The 16,788-nt window shown below is 42.0% G+C and carries 12 protein-coding genes; 8 read left to right on the top strand and 4 right to left on the bottom strand.

Annotation, left to right across the window (positions count from 1 at the left end):
* Positions 1–84: 84 nt before the first annotated feature.
* From C6N34_RS00490 to C6N34_RS00505, 4 genes are all read left to right on the top strand, one after another.
* Positions 85–2,580 (top strand): transglycosylase domain-containing protein, encoded by a 2,496-nt coding sequence (locus C6N34_RS00490; RefSeq protein ID WP_236107270.1) that lies wholly within the window; start codon positions 85–87, stop codon positions 2,578–2,580.
* Between the two features lie 75 nt (positions 2,581–2,655).
* The gene (psb35, locus tag C6N34_RS00495; protein ID WP_006278460.1) at positions 2,656–2,850 is read left to right on the top strand and encodes a photosystem II assembly protein Psb35; all 195 of its coding nucleotides are present in this window, start codon (positions 2,656–2,658) and stop codon (positions 2,848–2,850) included.
* 18 nt (positions 2,851–2,868) lie between these two features.
* Positions 2,869–3,390: a 2-amino-4-hydroxy-6-hydroxymethyldihydropteridine diphosphokinase gene (folK, locus tag C6N34_RS00500; protein ID WP_057177425.1), complete on the top strand. Its 522-nt coding sequence runs from the start codon at positions 2,869–2,871 to the stop codon at positions 3,388–3,390.
* A 57-nt stretch (positions 3,391–3,447) separates the two neighbouring features.
* The gene (locus C6N34_RS00505) at positions 3,448–4,005 is read left to right on the top strand and encodes an NUDIX hydrolase (protein WP_006278462.1); all 558 of its coding nucleotides are present in this window, start codon (positions 3,448–3,450) and stop codon (positions 4,003–4,005) included.
* A 7-nt stretch (positions 4,006–4,012) separates the two neighbouring features.
* Here the strand turns inward: C6N34_RS00505 and C6N34_RS00510 are convergent, their stop codons facing one another.
* A complete protein-coding gene (locus C6N34_RS00510; protein ID WP_115538970.1) occupies positions 4,013–4,792 on the bottom strand; it encodes an ATP-binding cassette domain-containing protein in 780 nt (259 codons plus the stop codon).
* A gap of 55 nt (positions 4,793–4,847) precedes the next feature.
* Here C6N34_RS00510 and C6N34_RS00515 point away from each other — a divergent pair, with 55 nt between their 5' ends.
* Positions 4,848–6,059, top strand: coding sequence for a tetratricopeptide repeat protein (locus tag C6N34_RS00515; RefSeq protein ID WP_115538971.1), 1,212 nt, complete (start codon positions 4,848–4,850; stop codon positions 6,057–6,059).
* Positions 6,060–6,078: 19 nt separating this feature from the next.
* Here C6N34_RS00515 and C6N34_RS00520 read toward each other — a convergent pair whose 3' ends face one another.
* The 3 genes from C6N34_RS00520 to C6N34_RS00530 all read right to left on the bottom strand — a co-directional run bounded on the left by C6N34_RS00520 (position 6,079) and on the right by C6N34_RS00530 (position 9,137).
* Entirely contained in the window at positions 6,079–6,813 is a 735-nt protein-coding gene (locus C6N34_RS00520) for an HAD family hydrolase (protein ID WP_006278465.1), read from the bottom strand.
* A 105-nt stretch (positions 6,814–6,918) separates the two neighbouring features.
* Complete coding sequence (locus tag C6N34_RS00525) at positions 6,919–7,950, bottom strand: 30S ribosomal protein S1 (RefSeq protein WP_006278466.1); 1,032 nt, start codon at positions 7,948–7,950, stop codon at positions 6,919–6,921.
* Positions 7,951–8,504: 554 nt separating this feature from the next.
* Complete coding sequence (locus C6N34_RS00530) at positions 8,505–9,137, bottom strand: hypothetical protein (protein ID WP_115538993.1); 633 nt, start codon at positions 9,135–9,137, stop codon at positions 8,505–8,507.
* A gap of 327 nt (positions 9,138–9,464) precedes the next feature.
* Between C6N34_RS00530 and C6N34_RS00535 the strand changes: the two genes are divergently transcribed.
* The 3 genes from C6N34_RS00535 to C6N34_RS00545 all read left to right on the top strand — a co-directional run bounded on the left by C6N34_RS00535 (position 9,465) and on the right by C6N34_RS00545 (position 16,766).
* Positions 9,465–11,459, top strand: a complete 1,995-nt coding sequence (locus tag C6N34_RS00535) for a DNA polymerase III subunit gamma/tau (RefSeq protein WP_115538972.1) — start codon at positions 9,465–9,467, stop codon at positions 11,457–11,459.
* 98 nt (positions 11,460–11,557) lie between these two features.
* Positions 11,558–12,310: a GUN4 domain-containing protein gene (locus C6N34_RS00540; protein ID WP_115538973.1), complete on the top strand. Its 753-nt coding sequence runs from the start codon at positions 11,558–11,560 to the stop codon at positions 12,308–12,310.
* A gap of 199 nt (positions 12,311–12,509) precedes the next feature.
* Entirely contained in the window at positions 12,510–16,766 is a 4,257-nt protein-coding gene (locus tag C6N34_RS00545; RefSeq protein WP_115538974.1) for a choice-of-anchor I family protein, read from the top strand.
* Positions 16,767–16,788: the final 22 nt, after the last annotated feature.

Raw genomic sequence — 16,788 nt, forward strand, 5'->3', positions numbered from 1 at the left:
CAAACTCTCTCCCAAAAGAGAGAGATTTGTCAGTTTTACATTAATATTATTGTGGTTGACTCGACTCAGGAGTTCACTTAAACTATGTCTGATAAGGAGAAATTACTCTTGCCAGTTGGTAATAATCAGAAAAACGAGAATCCCACAGATGAAAAACCGCCCCTGACCATGCCACCAAAATTGAGGTTGTTAGTTGGGCATATTCAGCAACTATCATTGGTGGTGAGAGAGAAAATTGGGAGAAGTGAGAAGCCATTTTATCGGCGTGTTTGGTTCTGGGCGGGGTTAGGTTTAGGTACTACCATCATTGGTTTCAATTATGGTATTCGGAAAGTAGACAGTTCCTTACCAGACAAATCAGAACTTAATGCGATGATAAGGCAACAAACCCTCACCATTAAAGCTGGAGACAACACTGTTTTAATGCAGCAAGGAGAAGCGACAAGAGATCAGTTAAAGATACAACAGATTCCAGACAAATTGCAGTTAGCCTTTATTGCATCAGAAGATAGAAGATTTAGACGACATGATGGAGTAGACTTTCAGGGAATTGTTAGGGCTGTTATTAGTAACTTCCAGTCACAAAATGTTGTGCAAGGTGGTAGTACCATTACTCAACAACTGGCTAGAATTCTCTTTCTCAGTCAAGAGCGGACTCTGTGGCGCAAACTCAAGGAAGTGCGTTTAGCCCAGAAAATAGAAGAGGAACTGAGCAAACAAGAGATTTTAGAACGTTACCTCAACTTAGTTTATTTAGGTTCAGGTGCTTATGGAGTAGCAGATGCAAGCTGGGTATATTTTGGCAAAACAGTGGATCAGCTAAACCTTTCAGAAATGGCCACGATCGCAGGTCTTGCTCCTGCACCCAATATTTACGCTCCTGACAAGAATCTCCCCGGAGCTATAGCCAGAAGAAATACGGTTTTACAAAGAATGGAGGAAGATGGAGTAATTACACCCCAAGAAAAACAGTCTGCACTCCAACAAACATTGACAGTAAAGACTAATTTACCCAGACGGTTTCAAGTTACCGCACCCTATTTTTGCGCCTACGTGCAACAGCAGCTACCCAAGTACCTAAAACCTGATGTTTTAGCTGCGGGTGGATTGACTGTAGAAACTAGCTTAAATCCAAATTGGCAAAAACTGGCAGAGAAGGTACTGGTAAGAACACTGAAAAACGAAGGAACCTGGGGGAGGTTTCGAGAGGGTGCCTTATTATCCATTAATCCTCGTAATGGGGAAATTCAGGTCATGGTCGGGGGGAAAGATTTTGCGAAAACTCAGTTCAACCGAGTAACCCAAGCTCAAAGACAGCCAGGTTCAACATTTAAAACGTTTGTATATGCAGCTGCCATAGCCTCAGGGAAGAGTCCAAACGACACATATATGGATAGGCAAATTTCATTTAGAGGTTATGAACCCAAGAATTATAGCGAGAAATTCCGTGGTTTAATGACGATGCAAGACGCATTAGCTCTATCCATCAATACAATTTCGCTTCAGGTGCTAATAGATGTTGGCTATGAGCCAACTATTAAAATTGCCCAAGACATGGGGATTAAATCACCTTTAGAACATAACTACTCCTTAGCTCTTGGTTCTAATGAAGTTAACCTTTTAGAATTAACCAGTGCCTATGGTTCCTTTGCTACTCAAGGGTTACATACGGAAGCACACGCTATTCGTCGTATTCTTAATCGTCAGGGTAATGTAATTTGGAGTGCGAATTTCCAACCCAAAAGAGCCTTAGATACGGATAGCAGTCGTATTGTGACCAAGATGTTAACCAATGTGGTTACCAACGGTACTGGACGGGCCGCCCAATTACCAGGCAGGCCAGTAGCAGGGAAAACCGGTACATCTGATGAATCAAGAGATTTATGGTTTATTGGCTACATACCCCAAATGGTAACGGGAATTTGGCTAGGCAATGATAACAATCACCCCACTCATGGTTCCAGTTCCACAGCTGCTTACACCTGGTCTAAATTCATGGGGGGAGCAGTAAAAGACCTGAAAGTGGAAAACTTTCCACGACCTTCCCGAGTGGCAAAGCGCAAACCCACAATCAAGGCCCAACCAATTTCTAAAAAAAATGCTGGCTTTAAAATTTCTAACCGTGATGATAACTCAGACTCTCAAGACAGTACTTTATCTACCAGGCAAAGTCGTAGAAGAGAGCGCAATTATGAGCAATTAGACCAAAATCAGGATACCTCTACTAGAAGAAGACGGCGTCGTCGCTACGATGTGCAGACTGTCCTACCTTCCACTGAGGAGAATACCACTTCTACTAGAAGAAGACGGCGTCGTCGCAATGACGTGCAGACTGTCCTACCTTCCACTGAGGAGAACACCACTTCTACTAGAAGAAGACGGCGTCGTCGCAATGACGTGCAGACTGTCCTACCTTCCACTGAGGAGAATACCACTTCTACTAGAAGAAGACGGCGTCGTCGCAATGACGTGCAGACCGTGCCATCCTCAACCGGGGAAAACAGAAATTCCGTCAATAATTCTCCCAATTCCCCAGCTAGACAACCATCTTGGCGAGAACGACTCAAACCTGATTCTTAATATTTACTGAACTATGCCTATAATATGTGAGATTATAGTAAAGTCATATATTATAAGCAGTGGGATAAAACACTCATGAGTTTAATATTACTAGAAGCAGCGCCTGTGTCCACTGGAAATCAGTTTCCATTGGCCTTCACCTTAGTCTATGTGGTTGGCTTTGTTGCTGCAGTTACTATTGGTTCGATCGCCTGGTATAATTCCAAACGCCCCCCAGGTTGGGAAAGTAAGGATCGTCCTGATTTTCTTCCCAAGATTGATAAGGAATAATCAAAACTGCTCAAAACCATGGGGGGTACTCATAAAACTGCAATTGCCCTAGGCAGTAACCTGGGCGATTCAGCCAATATCTTATTAGCATGTTTAGACACATTATCTCAAACCCCAGGCTTAATTATAAAAGCTATATCTAGTTTTTATAAAACTAAAGCTGTGGGTCCATCTCAACCAGATTATTTAAATGCTTGTGCTATACTTGAGGTAACAATGTCACCTCAGAATCTATTAGCTATATTATTGGCAGTAGAACAAAAGTTCGGTCGCGTGCGCCTAGAACGTTGGGGAGCAAGAACCTTAGACTTGGACTTGTTAATGTATGATAATCTGATTTTAAATCAGTCTGACCTGGAAATCCCCCATCCGCGAATGTATGAACGAGGTTTTGTACTAGTTCCCTTAGAAGAAATTGCTGGAGATTGGCAAGATCCCATATCTGGAATGACAATTAGGAATCTATTGAGAAATGTAGACCATTCTGATGTACACTGGGTTAGTGGTCCAGCTGTGAAAATTATTATTCAAAGGCCCTGATTGTACCACTTACTCCCCGTATGTATTCCTAGTAGTTGCCAAAATTAGAACTTTATTATGCCATTAGGTAGAGAATTGCCACAGTTGCTTAAGCAACGTTTATTCCATAAGGGTCGCAAATTCGACTTTGAAGTGAGTCGTTTACGGTTACCTAACAAGTCGGAAGGAGAATGGGAATGTATTCGTCATCCTGGTGGTGCTTTAGCCATCCCAGTTACTGATGATGGCAAATTAATTCTGGTGCGCCAATATCGTTTTGCAGTTCAGGGAAGGTTGCTAGAATTTCCTGCTGGTACTGTGGAACCCAATGAAAAGCCCTTGACAACAGTACAAAGAGAAATTCAAGAAGAAATTGGTTACAAAGCTCATCAGTGGGACAAGTTAGGAGAATTTTTCCTAGCCCCTGGTTATTCCGATGAAATTATCTATGCTTTTTTAGCTCGGGATTTAGAAAAACTGGAAACACCCCCCCAGCAAGATGAAGATGAAGATATTGAAACTGTGTTTTTAGCCCCTGCAGAATTAGAAGCCGCTATTGATAGAGGAGAGCCTGTAGACGCTAAAACCGTTACTAGCTTTTTCTTAGCTCGTTCGTTTTTGATGCTAAAACCTTAAAACTTACCTATCGCCAATAGCTACCTATAGAATCCCGAGTCCGATAGTGAAAACTATTGGCTATGATTCTTTTGCTAGGACCAAAATCCGCCAGCTTCCCAACATGATTTTGATTGTATTGAAATATGGCAGTAAAATCTGATAGTCTTAAAACCTGTTGGATATTGTGAGAAACAAAGACAATTGTTAACTCCGATCGCAAACACTCTATGAGTTCTTCCATCTTTTTAATGGCAATGGGGTCTAGTCCTAGACAAAATTCATCTATTAATAGTACCTGTGGTTTTACCGCTAGGGATCGGGCAATACAAAGTCTTTGTTGTTGTCCCATAGACAATTCTATGGCCGATTTGTGCAGTTTATTTTTCAACTCATCCCAAATATTTGCCCTCTTGAGTGCCATCTCTACTATTTCATCTAATTCTGCTTTGGGACGCCAGCCAATTAATTTCACCCCGTAGACCACATTGTCATAGATGCTCATGGGAAAAAGATTTGGTATGGCATAGATTATACTAATCTGACGGCGAAGACGATTTAAATTTACCCGTTTACCATGGATATTTTGTCCAAAAAATTCTACTGTTCCTTCTAATTTCACTTCTCCTTCTAGTTCACTCATACGGTTAAGAGATTTTAGAAAAGTCGATTTTCCACAACCGCTAGGCCCAATCATGGCTGTGATTTTGTTTTGACATATATTCATTGATACACCCTCAAGGATTTTTCGACTGTTGTAATAAAAGTTAAAATTTTTGATGCTGAGGGCGGGGATGAGTTTACTCATAAAAGAGGCCTAAATATGGTAGTTTCACGGTTTATTTACAGGAGGTGGGTGGTTTATGCTCAAATCATTAAAGTATGTAGTAATTAGTATTATTGTCTGGCATTTGTCAAGTTTTGTCACACTGGCACAAAATCGAAAACCAACAATAGATAAGTTTTCCCCTAATCCCCTAGAAACTAATATACCAGACTCCCTCATTAGGAGTAATGTCAAAGAAAAACCATTAACTACGGAAGAATTAAAAACCTTAGAAGCTGCCTTAGATGAGTTGAATCAACAGGCTAGAATCAGGTTAGAAAGTGGAGATCAAGAAAATGCTTTTTCTATATGGAATCGAGAATTGCGACTAAGGCGATTTTTAGGAATGCCATCACAAGTACAAGCAATATCAAGAGTAGGTGCAATTGCTTGGCGAGAAAATAATCGAGAACAAGTACAGTATATCACGGAGAGCTTACGGAAAATTGAAACCCAGTTACGGAATGAAAAAAATGCTGATTTACAATTATGGCGATCGCTAGGGATAGCATATCAAAATTTGCGTTCTCCCCAGTTAGCAGTGAAGGTTTATGAGCAGGTTCTAAGTTTGGTCAAACGTGAAAATGACCCGGTTGCTGAGGTAGAAACTCTCAATCAAATAGGTGAGTTACATCTAAATTGGTTTAATTATTCCCAAGCTGCCATCACATATCAAGAACTACTGAATTTAGCAGTAACCAGAGGTGATAGAACCAATCAATTAAGGTACTTACAACAATTGGCTTATACTTTTGAACAAAGTAAACAACCTCTTAAAGCAATTGACATACTCAATCAGTTAGCATCAATTTACAATCAACAAGACAACCAGGAGGCAATTCCCCGGTTAAAAATAGCAATAGCAGAAAATTATCAGTCCCTAGTACCACAAAATCCCTCCCTTCTTCAACCAGCATTGAACAGTTATCAAGAAGCTTATATTATTGCTTGGCAATTACAAATGTATCTAAGTGCTGGTGAAGCATTAGAAAAACTCATTGATCTTTATCGTTCGCAAAATCAAACTCGAGAAGCATTACAAGCTAGTAAAATTCTACTAGAAACCCAAACCCTAGGCAGAAATTATTACGGACTAATGCAAGCCTATGATCAGCTGGGGGATATTTATCTACAGAAAGAAGAAAGTGACAACGCTTTAATAGCTTTTGAGCAGGGATTAAAAATTGCCCGAGAACTAAAATACCAAGAGGGTTATTTTGTCCAGAAAATTGCTGGATTGAAACCGTGAGATTTCGAGATCACGACCATTAGTCCGTTAAAACTTGGATGTCAGTAAGTTGATGGATAACCACATCCGCTCCCCGTACCTGTGCCAAGTTATTGTTCCAGATAATCCCTATACAACCCCCTGCTTTAGCATCTCGTGCCATTTGCATATCACCTATAGAATCCCCTACCATTAAAGCATTTTGAGGCTGCACACCTAAAGTCTGACAAGCTTGTAGAAACAATCTAGGATCTGGTTTACCAAGGCCCTCATCCACTCCCATTTCTAATTCTAGATAGTCTCTCAAACCATAACAAGTGACAAACTGCTCCACACCTCTAGTGCTCGCAGCTGAAAGAATCCCCAGTTTTATTCCCTGGGATGATAATAACTCCAACAGATCTAAAACTCCTGGGTATAAAGGGCATGGGTTTTGTCCAATATATTCATGAGCTTCTTCTAAAGCTTGACGGGCGATTTTTAAACAATCAAACCATCCTCTACCAGTTTCAGCAATGTAAGCAGCAGCAGCAATTTCCGTTTCCTTACGACTGGCTACGGCCATTAAACCTGTTAAATCCAAAACATCTCCACTAATCCCCAACGCCATTGACAATGGTTCCCCAATACCCGGAATTTGTGCGTCTATTAGTCTTACTGCCTTTTGACCTAGGGATCTTAAAAAATCTTCTGAGTCTTCTAAAGTACCGTTTTTATCGAATAAAACTGCCTGAATATCTGAAAATACAACGTTACCACATTTAATAGTAGCCATTTAGAGCTTAACCCCCATAAAATTAATTAAGATTAACAACGCTAGTTAGCAAAAACAAAAAAGAGGGGAATTACCCTCTTGTTTAAGTGTTTTGCTACAGATATGTTACTCTTCCACGGCCACCGGGATTTCTTCTTCCACTTCAATTGCTGGTGGAATTTCTGTTTGGGCAACTACTTCTAGTTCTTCCACCGGTGCGGTTTCTGCTCCTTCCACTGGTGCAACGGCAATACCCTGCTGTTTAGCTAACATTTGTTCCCTATACTTAGCTGCCATTTCTTCAGCCTTGTCATAGACTAAATCACGATTCTTAATCATGTCCCCGGGTTCAGGCTCCAATTGCTTGGTAGATAGAGAAATACGACCTCTCTCAGCATCTAAATCAATGATCATGACTTTAACTTCGTCATTTACATTAAATACACTATGAGGCGTATCTATATGTTCCTGAGAGATTTCAGAAATGTGCAGTAATCCGCTTACACCACCAATATCAATAAATGCACCATAAGGTTTGATGCCGCGAACAGTGCCAATTACTACCTCTCCCACTTCCAAGCGGTTCATCTTACGTTCAACCAGTGCCCGACGATGGGAGAGGACCAAGCGGTTACGCTCCTCATCCACTTCTAGGAATTTTAAGGGCAATTGTTCCCCTACTAGTTCTTCTTTGGGCTTGCGAGTGCTAATATGGGAACCTGGAATGAAACCCCTGAGTCCCTCGATTCGTACTAATGCACCGCCACGATTAGTCGCAAAAACATCAGAACGGACAGTGGCATCTTCTTTCTGTAATTGCCGCACTCTTTCCCATGCTCTCATGTATTCAATACGACGAATAGACAGAGTCAACTGACCATCTTCGTTTTCATCAGTGAGAATGAAAAATTCCCGCGTTTCATTTGATTGTAAGACTTCTTCCGGGGCATCCACCCGGTTAATAGACATTTCCTGTATAGGTATGTATGCTGCTGTTTTAGCACCAATGTCAATCAGAGCGCCACGCGGCTCTATACTAAACACTGTACCTGGTACAATATCACCAGGGCTGAAGTGATAATCGTACTTATCAAGTAGAGCAGCGAAATCTTCGTGAGTAAATCCAATTTCTTTGGCGGTTAAGTTCTGATTGACCATGCTGATTTGTTCCTGGTTCTAGTCTCCGTAAGTTTTTGTCAAAGTTAACGATCTATATGCCATAAGGCGATTGTTTGTAGTGTAGCAAAAAACTAGTTAAGCTATCCCACAGGGTGGTTCTTTGCCAGTTCCTTGTAAATCTACACTTACATCCTTACCTGATCCTAGCCCGGAAGCTAGGCTTACACATATTATCTTCCAGACAGATTATTCTATCACATCTAAAAATTTTTTTCAACTCTTGGAGAATCACAAGAAAATCGCCGAAAGGCACGGTTAGACAGGAAGTGCCAACGGCGAATTTATTCGCCTTGATATTTAACCGTGATGCGGATCTTCAATATTCCAGTGTTGTCTTTATGTTATTTTGTGGCTGCTATTGACAAGTAGGTCTTATCTGAGGCTATACTTTCGAAATCAACTTAAAGTAGCGGTGATGCTAAGAATTAATTTTAGCAGAATCAGTAGAGGCTGTTTAAGCCAGCCTCAGAAAGTTCGTTTATGGACTCTTCAGAAATCTCCGTGTCTTTAGACCGGAGAAGCTTAAAAGCGACTTAGAGATTCTCTTTTGCTTGGTCGATTATACCCTCAAGAATCACCTGGGGATCATCCGAGTCTATTTGTAGATCTTGGGATATTTGTCGGCGCAGGGGTTCATTTTCCCGCAAAATAGCCAATAAGTCATCCTGAGTTACTATTTGTTCTTCTGGGGATAGGTTTTCCCCTGCTGGACTTCCTACTATATCGTCGTCTGGTCCATCATATTCCCATATTGGTTCTATGGGAGTGCGGGTTAATAATTCCATGCCTATCTCGTAGGCTAGATCACCTACCTCACCCACATCTAACTCCCCTAACTGTACTAGACGAGATGCTATCTCGTTGTGGGGATTTTTGGATTTTAATAATTTATTACCAAATTTGCGTAACCAGTCTAACCATTGCTCAGTAGTGACCCGATGTTCAATCTGATCTAACCAGTTTCGCGCCCAAGTGCGTCCCTTGGCCTGACGAACCCCTGCCAAAAGTTCTGTGAACAAAAATTCTAGATCTGTGTCACTTAGGGGGGGTATAGTCTTTTTTTCGCCATTTTGTGGCGCCTGGCTAGATCTACGTCTTTGACCTGATAAAGCTTGAAACACTCTTTTTAAAATTTGTTTAAGCCATTTAATTACACGGTTTAACATCTGTTCTATCATTTAATTTTGGATAAGTTTGGAAGCAAAGGTTTACCTTTATTGACACAATCCGGTAAACATTATATAGCTTTAGCCAGGTAGGAGTTCTGGAACCTCCTTTAAATCAAAAATTTTGTTGGAAAACCTATTTCTCAAGAGTGAGTTATAATCGTTGGGCAGCATCCGATTAGAATCTCCCATTTCTGTAGTTTTCTACTAAATAGGTTTAACACGGTTAAATCTTTACTGATAATGTTTCAAAATTGCCTAGAATTAAAGCCTATTGACTGGTCGAAGTTCATCTAATTATATTCTGGTATAGAAACTAGCCAACCCATGTCCTACGAGCCCCTACATCATAAGTATCGCCCCAAGAGTTTTGCTGAACTGGTTGGACAGGAAGCAATTGCTACCACGCTAACAAATGCTATTAGTTTGGTTAAGATTGCTCCAGCTTATTTATTTACAGGTCCCAGAGGTACAGGGAAAACTTCCAGTGCCCGGATTCTAGCTAAATCATTAAATTGTCTCCAAACTGGTCATCCCACTCCTACCCCCTGCGGTGTATGTGACACTTGTCAAGGCATTACCAAGGGTTATTCCCTCGACGTGATTGAAATTGACGCTGCTAGTAATACGGGTGTAGATAATATTCGCGAACTAATAGAAAAGGCCCAATTCGCCCCCGTACAGTGTCGATATAAGGTTTATGTAATTGATGAGTGTCACATGTTAAGTGCAGCAGCATTTAATGCACTACTTAAAACCTTGGAGGAACCACCTAAACACGTAGTTTTTGTCCTGGCTACAACTGACCCTCAAAGAGTATTGCCAACTATTATTTCCCGTTGTCAAAGATTTGACTTTCGCCGAATTCAGTTGGAAGCAATGGTAAAACATTTATCTAAAATCGCTTATAATGAAAATATCCCTATTTCCCAAGACGCTATTACCCTAGTCGCCCAAATATCTCAGGGGGGTTTACGAGATGCTGAAAGTTTATTAGACCAATTGGCTTTACTACCCGGAGAAGTTTCCCCAGAGCAGGTTTGGGATCTAGTCGGATCCGTTAGCGAAAAGGACTTATTTGCCCTATTACAGGCGATCGCTCAAAATGATAGTGAGAAGGTATTAGATCACACGCGCAATATTTTAGACAGAGGTAGAGAACCCCTAATTATTCTGCAAAACCTGGGGGCTTTTTACCGAGATTTACTGATAGCTAAAACTGCCTCTAGCCGTCAGGATCTAGTGAGTTGTACTCAAGAAACATGGCAACAATTAGTTAGCTTTGCAGCTAAATTAGACATAACATTTATTTTACGTGGACAGCAACAATTAAGAACAGCCGAGGTGCAATTAAAGAGTACCACCCAGCCACGTTTATGGCTAGAAGTGACACTACTGGGAATGCTACCCATTACCCAGAGTTCCATGGTAGCTCCATCTAGCCCATCAGTCTATCCAGCGACTATACAAAACCAGAATGGGATTAACTACAATGTACCACCATCCCCTATTTATAAACAAGCCTATCAACAAGCCCATCAACAAGCAACCCCTAATTTAGTATCCAGTTCTTCATCACTACCCACCCATAATCCCCAGCATTCCCCTAATTATTTAGAACAAGCTACATCCAGCTCATCAGAAGCAATACCACCATCATCCGAACACGACCTAAATCAAATTTGGTATCAAGTGCTGGGCAATCTTCAACCAGCATCCAGGAGAGAAATGCTCCGTCAGATGAGTCAACTATTAGAATTCGATGGTAATTTAGCCAAGATTGGCATTAAACAAGCATGGTACGAGAAAGGTAAATCCGACCTAGGGATTATTCAAAATGCCTTTCATCAGACCTTTCAGCGTCATATTCAGATTCAGTTAGAAAAGACAAATTCCGGTAGCACCACCAGAAGAAATTCCATACCAGAAGATTCGACCCGTGTTTATCAATCACTAACCACACCAACATATCAACCAGCACCACAACCAACCCCATCACCCAAAATTGAAACAGTTCACACAGTAGTTAATAATCTAGCTAGTAACCCACCACTAGTCAATAAGTTGACGCCTAATCCAAGCACTCCATCCCCTCAACACAACAGGGAACCAGAACCCATAGTCATAACCAATCAATTACCTAAATCTAATGGGTCAGTTTCCAACCAGGACGACAGTCAAGTAGCTAAAGCAGCTAAAAGTTTGGCTGAATTCTTCTCGGGACAAATAACTCAGCTCACAGATGACAACTTTGACCTAGCAGAAATTGGTGCATCAATGGATAGCGACCTAGAAGTATACAATCTGGATGACTATGAGTAGTAACCACCCATGTAAGGTGATAAATGTGCCGATCAAACCGTAATCTCATGAAAACTGTTGTAGTCAGAACCATGTAAAAACTATCTGCTACTGTATTCATGAGTAACATAATAGAATTGTCCAAATACGATGCCGCCCTAACTAGTATCAATAACGTACCAAACAATCCTGCTGGAAGTGGAATAGGAGAATTGATAATCAACTATTACAGCTCTCCACTTAACAGAAAGACAGAAATAATACAGCAAGCCTTAAACTACGGAAAGGAGGGGACAAAATTTCTCCTTTGCATTCTCAACGACAAACAAGAAAACCCAGAGGTCAAAGATGTAGTCTATAGTCTATTATTTAAATGTAGTGGATTAATCAGCTCTCTGAATAACAACAAAACACTAATCACGGACACATCTCATACCTCTCAAGGGTCATCACTAAAAGCGGATGAACCAGCAGTTAATATTTATACACAGCTAAACAAATTACTCAAGGAGAAGAACTGGAAAGAAGCAGATTTGGAAACGGAAAAGATCATGTTGACAGTGGCAAAACGAACGGAACAAGGGTACTTACAGTTACAGGACATTGAGAATTTTCCCTGTTTTGACCTGCATACCATTGACCAATTATGGTTAGAACACAGTGGTGGAAAATTTGGTTTCTCCGTCCAGCGACGAATATATCAGAGTTTGGGAGGGGGTAAAAACTACGATCTTCTAATTTGGAGAGCATTTGGAGATCAGGTGGGATGGAGAAGAGAAGGAAAATGGCTTGACTACTCCCATATTAACTTTGCCATAACCGCACCAGTTGGTCATTTACCCCTGTGGGGAGATGTAGATGATGGACTATAACATTAGAGTTTCCCATAAAATTGCCATTTTTTAATTTTTAACCTAATTATAACCTTATCTTAAACCGACTGTCTATCCTAATCTTGTATATTCTCTAGTTGTTTGTTCTTAAGAAAGTCTTTAACTATCTTGAGCTATCACCCAGAAATTTATGGATTTTCAGTTGAAATATTGGTATATTTAGAGGAGATGGACGAATATGGCAATTAGACTAAATAAGGTTGGTGGTGCCACTAGTACAACCAATTCAGAAATTCCCGCGTTTGACTCTATCAGTAAACGTCTGTATGTTGTTGCTGCTAGTGTTGTAGATATCTATACAGTGACTACAACAGGGGCATTAACCAGTGTTGGAAAACTGACCCCTGGGTTTACTCCTACTTCTGGAACAGCTGCGCCTAATAGCATTGCGATTAAAAATGGAATAGTGGCAGTTGCCTACGAAATAAAAGATACGGCCACAGGAACTCATCAGCGCGGTCGGGTTAGCTTTTTTGATGGTGGCAATGGTAACTTCATTAATTCCGTGGAAGTCGGTTTCTTACCTGATATGCTCACCTTTACCCCTGATGGTAAGAAGGTTTTAGTGGCTAATGAAGGGGAACCGAATGAGAACTATAGTTCTGATCCAGAAGGTTCTGTTAGCATCATTGACCTAACCAATGGTCCAGCTAATGCTACCGTCCAGGAAGCTAAGTTTAACGCTTTTGATAGTCAATTGGCTACCCTAAGATCCCAAGGACTGCGGGTTATTGGGAACAATACAACCCTATCGCAAGATGTGGAACCTGAGTATATTGCCGTTTCCCCCGATGGTTTAACCGCTGCAATTACCCTACAAGAAGCCAATGCGATCGCCTTTCTTGACGTTGCTAGTGCCACAATTACCAGCATCAAACCTCTAGGGCTAAAGAATCATAATCTGGTTGGTAATGGTATTGACGCTAGTGATAGAGATGTTAATGGCACTTCCAGTGGAGGTGGTAAGGTCAATATTGCTAACTGGCCAGTATTTGGCATGTATCAACCTGATGCGATCGCCAGTTTCATTAGCAATGGTCAAACCTACTATATTACAGCCAATGAAGGTGATTCCCGGGTACGTCCCACCTCTAATAATTCCTTTGGCAATGAAGGGACGATTTTCAATGAGGAGTCAAGAGTTGGAGACGCTTCCTACGTACTAGATCCTACAGTTTTCCCCAACGCTAGTGACCTGAAAAAACCTGAGAAACTTGGTCGTTTGGTAGTTAGCAACAAATCAGGTGATACGGATGGTGATGGTGACTTTGACCAAATTCAAGCCTTTGGAGCCAGATCCTTCACCATTTGGGATAGCAGTGGCAACTTGATCTTTGACAGTGGTGATCAGTTAGAGAAACTCACTGCCCAATTTAATCCCACAGGGTTTAACTCCGATGGTGCACCCAATGCAGGATTCGATACCCGCAGTGATAACAAAGGTCCCGAACCAGAGGGTGTGACTGTTGGCGTGATTGATGGGCGTACCTATGCCTTTGTTGGTTTAGAGCGCGTTGGTGATGTAATCGTCTATGATATTACTAATGCCAGTAACCCAACATTTGTGCAGTATGTTAATACTGCTGAAGATCGTAGCGCAGAGGGGTTGATTTTTGTCCCGTCCGTTGATAGTCCTACTGGCAAACCATTAGTAATTACTGCCAATGAAGTCAGCAACACTGTTAGTGTATTTGAAACTGTAGCAGCTATAACTAGTACAGGCAACTTCACCCTGCAAGTTCTCCATGGTTCAGACTTTGAGGGTGGCATTCCTGCTGTTACCGATGCAATTGGCTTTTCAGCTGTTGTCAATAAACTCAAGGATGATCCTAAATACAAAACCAACACGTTGATTCTCTCTTCTGGCGATAACTACATCCCAGGTGCATTTTTCAATGCTTCCAGCGATACCAGCTTGAATAATGTAGGTGGATTGGGATCTAGCACTACTCCAGTCATTGGACGCGGTGATATTGGTATTCTGAATGGGATTGGCATTCAAGCTTCCGCATTGGGCAACCATGAGTTTGACCTGGGTGTGAGACAAGTGCGTGATATTCTCAGGACAGGAAGCGGTAACCCAGGGACCAACTTCCCCTATTTGAGTACTAACCTGGATTTTAGCCCTGAAATTACAGCAGGTAACCTCAGTGCAACTGACCTGGCCGCTAACCAAAATACCGCTGATGCCAGCTCTATTAAGGGTAAAATTGCTAAAAGTACCATCATCAATGTTGCAGGTATTGATGGTATTACTGGCACTGCTGACGACCAAAGAATTGGCATTGTAGGTGCAACTACACCAACTTTGGCAAATATTTCTTCAAGTGGTAGCACTATAGTTAAGCCAGCTAACCCCATTGACTATGACGCATTAGCTGCGGAAATTCAGACTTCTGTAGATATACTCAAAGCACAGGGTATTAACAAGATTATCTTGTTAGCTCACATGCAGCAGTTGACTATTGAGCGGGATGAATTGGCGAAGCGATTGAGAGATGTGGATATCATCATCGCGGGGGGGAACCATACTATTCTGTCTGATGCCAATGATGGGCTGAGAACAGGTGACAGCAGCAAGGGCGATTATCCCATTGTCAAGACAGGCGCAGATGGTAAGCCTATTTTGGTGGTCAGTACAGATGCTAATTACAAGTACGTCGGGCGTTTAGTGGCTGAATTTGACCAAGATGGGGTGATTCAGGTTAATAAACTGGATAGTGCAATTAATGGAGCTTATGCCACAGATGATGCAGGAGTTGATCGCGTCTATGGCAGTGATGTTGATCCTCGTGCTGTAGCTAACCCCAATGTGGTAGCGATCGCTGATGGGATCAAAAACCTTCTTGCTAGTAAAGACAACTTAATTGTGGGCAAAGCCAGTGTGTTTCTCAACGGTACTCGTGAGGATGTGCGCACCCAAGAAACCAACTTTGGTAACTTGACCGCTGATGCCAATCTTTGGTATGCCAAGCAGCTAGATCCCAGCGTGGTTATCGCCCTAAAAAATGGCGGTGGTATCCGGGACAATATCGGTGCCATTGGCACAGGTGCAGGAGCAATCAGCAAAGATGATGTTATTAAGCTGCCAACTCAGCCCAACCCTCTAGCACCAAATAAAAAGGAAGGTGATGTGTCTCAGTTAGACATTGAGAACTCCCTGCGTTTTAACAATGACCTATCACTAATTACGGTTACCGCCCAACAACTACAGCACATAGTTGAGCATGCAGTAGCGGGTACTGCCCCAGGTACAACCCCAGGACAATTTCCCCAGATATCCGGGTTAAACTTTAGCTTTGATCCTAGCAAAACATCGATTCAGTTTAATAGTACGACTGGTGAAGTGAGTAGACAAGGTGAGCGGGTTCGCAATTTAGCAGTGGTGAAAGAAGATGGCTCATTGGTAGACATCATTGTGAAAGATGGTGTGTTAGTTGGAGATGCCAACCGCAGCTTTAGAATGGTAACACTAAACTTTCTGGCGGGTACTAGTGCTACTGCTGTCCTTGGTGGTGACAATTATCCTTTTCCCACTTTTGTCAAGCAAAATGCAAGCCTAGCCAACCGAGTAGATTTGCGTGGTGAAACGGCTGATGTCAATGGCAATGGCAAGGTTGATACTGCTTTAACTTTGGCTCCCGGCAAATTTACCTTTGCCCTTCCTGGTACGGAACAGGATGTTTTAGCTGAGTATCTTGGCGATCGCTTTAGCACTAAGGCCTATGGAGTTCCTGATGTTAGTCCAGCATTTGATACTCGTATTCAAAACCTCACCTTCCGGGAAGACACGGTTATTCCTGAACCAAGTCTGATTACTGGCACTCCTAATGCTGACACCATCCAAGCTGGCATGAACGGTTTTACTGGCTTTAATAGCTTGGTATTTACGGGTGCTGGCAAAGACGAAGTGGATATCCCCATAGGCGGAGCCAAGTCCTATGTTGGTTCTAATCGCATTTTCACTGGTAGTGGTGCAGATATAATCTCTGTGGCTAATGGAGACCGGGCCTTTGGTGGTAGTGGGGATGACGAATTTGATGCCACAGAAGCCACTGGCTACCGGATCTCTGGTGGTGTGGGTAATGATATCTTCTACCTCGGTGTTAATGGTCGTGCCATCGGTGGTGAAGGTGATGACCGGTTCTTCGTGGGTGAAGGTGGAGGTAATATAATCTCTGGTGGTGCTGGTGCGGATCAGTTTTGGATTCTCACTGATGACCCGACCCGTTTACAAACCCCCAATAGGATTGTTGACTACACCGTCGGTACGGATGTAATAGGCATTACTAACCAGTTTGCCAGCTCTGTGGGCGACCTGACCTTCAGTGGTAGTGATATCAGCCTAAACGGTGTGTTAATTGCTACCCTTAACGGAGTGAATGCTGCAGGTGCAACCTTCGTTTTTGCCAATCCTCCAGCTAATTTACCCTAAGCCTCGCTCTGTAATCTTGGTG

Origin of the sequence: Cylindrospermopsis raciborskii Cr2010 (assembly GCF_003367075.2) — a bacterium.
Taxonomy (GTDB): domain Bacteria; phylum Cyanobacteriota; class Cyanobacteriia; order Cyanobacteriales; family Nostocaceae; genus Raphidiopsis; species Raphidiopsis raciborskii.

What these genes read in the sequence shown, in the direction of transcription:
- C6N34_RS00520 (WP_006278465.1), bottom strand. Translation starts at nt 6,813, where the DNA reads ATGGCTACTATTAAATGTGGTAACGTTGTATTTTCAGATATTCAGGCA.
- C6N34_RS00490 (WP_236107270.1), top strand. Translation starts at nt 85, where the DNA reads ATGTCTGATAAGGAGAAATTACTCTTGCCAGTTGGTAATAATCAGAAA.
- psb35 (WP_006278460.1), top strand. Translation starts at nt 2,656, where the DNA reads ATGAGTTTAATATTACTAGAAGCAGCGCCTGTGTCCACTGGAAATCAG.
- C6N34_RS00525 (WP_006278466.1), bottom strand. Translation starts at nt 7,950, where the DNA reads ATGGTCAATCAGAACTTAACCGCCAAAGAAATTGGATTTACTCACGAA.
- C6N34_RS00530 (WP_115538993.1), bottom strand. Translation starts at nt 9,137, where the DNA reads ATGTTAAACCGTGTAATTAAATGGCTTAAACAAATTTTAAAAAGAGTG.
- C6N34_RS00540 (WP_115538973.1), top strand. Translation starts at nt 11,558, where the DNA reads ATGAGTAACATAATAGAATTGTCCAAATACGATGCCGCCCTAACTAGT.
- C6N34_RS00515 (WP_115538971.1), top strand. Translation starts at nt 4,848, where the DNA reads ATGCTCAAATCATTAAAGTATGTAGTAATTAGTATTATTGTCTGGCAT.
- C6N34_RS00505 (WP_006278462.1), top strand. Translation starts at nt 3,448, where the DNA reads ATGCCATTAGGTAGAGAATTGCCACAGTTGCTTAAGCAACGTTTATTC.
- folK (WP_057177425.1), top strand. Translation starts at nt 2,869, where the DNA reads ATGGGGGGTACTCATAAAACTGCAATTGCCCTAGGCAGTAACCTGGGC.
- C6N34_RS00535 (WP_115538972.1), top strand. Translation starts at nt 9,465, where the DNA reads ATGTCCTACGAGCCCCTACATCATAAGTATCGCCCCAAGAGTTTTGCT.
- C6N34_RS00545 (WP_115538974.1), top strand. Translation starts at nt 12,510, where the DNA reads ATGGCAATTAGACTAAATAAGGTTGGTGGTGCCACTAGTACAACCAAT.
- C6N34_RS00510 (WP_115538970.1), bottom strand. Translation starts at nt 4,792, where the DNA reads ATGAGTAAACTCATCCCCGCCCTCAGCATCAAAAATTTTAACTTTTAT.